Source organism: Massilia sp. CCM 8734 (assembly GCF_011682155.1).
Classification (GTDB): Bacteria; Pseudomonadota; Gammaproteobacteria; order Burkholderiales; family Burkholderiaceae_D; genus Telluria_A; species Telluria_A rubra.
The window spans coordinates 1-1096 of the sequence record NZ_WHJI01000142.1; the positions used below are offsets into that span (position 1 = coordinate 1).

Below are 1096 nucleotides of genomic sequence, written 5' to 3' on the forward strand. Positions count from 1 at the left end.
TTCATGTTTATTGTTCCGAAAGGTAGTCGTCGAGGGAGCCACCCTTAATAGGTTTTGCTGTTTGCATGATGCCGATTGCCATCACGGCAGCGACGATCAAGTCGATACGCCCAGTCGCCTTCTCTTTGTCCAGTTTGCGGTTACCTGCACCGTCTTCGGTGGTGATCGCGTTACCGGCGCACATCGTCAAAATCTTGTGCCCGTTGTGAACGATCTCGTCGTTCAAGAGCATCCTTTCGAATTCCTCGACTGCCGGGCTCATATCCTTGAAGCCCTGACCGAAAGGCTTCATCGGCGGCAAGCTGATGCCGTCATCCGACGCCATTGCCAGCAGGTCTTCGATGCGCCAACGATCGTATGCGCAGGCGACAATCTCGAAGAAGTCGGTCATTGCAGATAATTTCTGCAGGATGATCCGCTTGCTGATCGCTCGACCTGGCGTTGTGTTGAGGATGCCTTCGGCTTTCCACTCCACGTAGGGCACGCGATCAGTGTCAGCCTTGCGTTGCAGGCCAACGTCAGGCAGCCAGCCGTATGGGACCAACTTCCACGGCTCGCCGTCGTCCACCGGCTCCACCAGAAACACCAGCCCCGTTAAATCGGTAGTGCTGGAGAGGTCCAGGCCGGCGAACGCGCGACGGCCGCGCAGCTCTTCGACATCAAATTCCCGCTTGGCACCCTTCCAAATTTCGTGCGAAATCCAAGGCGATTCGGCTTCCGTCCACTGGCAAAAATTCAGCCGACGGACCAGCGCTTCTTTGGATGGCATGCCTTTCGCCTCCGTGACCTGCTCACGGATGTATTTGTAACCAGGCAAATTCGCGTCTTGCAACGAGGGGTTTGCCTTCGGCCAGCAAGTCTCGTCGATGAATGGGTCGTCGTCCTCGTCCAACCCGCAAATGTAGGTGAAGAAACTGTCGTCGATCACCTCGCCACGCGCTACCCGCCCGCCGTACTCGTGATAAGCCCAGCACGGACCGTTGCGCCCGCTGCCGGCGTTGGTAATCATGAAGATCATCGCCTGGCGCCTTGACTTGGTGCCGGCGCGCAGCATCTCTACAACGGTATTTGTCCGGTGCTCATGCAGCTCGTCAAC

1 protein-coding gene is annotated in these 1096 nt (G+C 57.2%); it reads right to left on the reverse strand.

The window, feature by feature from the left end; all coding sequences use genetic code 11:
- Positions 1-7: 7 nt before the first annotated feature.
- A partial coding sequence (locus F2P46_RS35890) for a terminase TerL endonuclease subunit (protein WP_229509603.1) occupies positions 8-1096 on the reverse strand: 1089 nt, incomplete at its 5' end.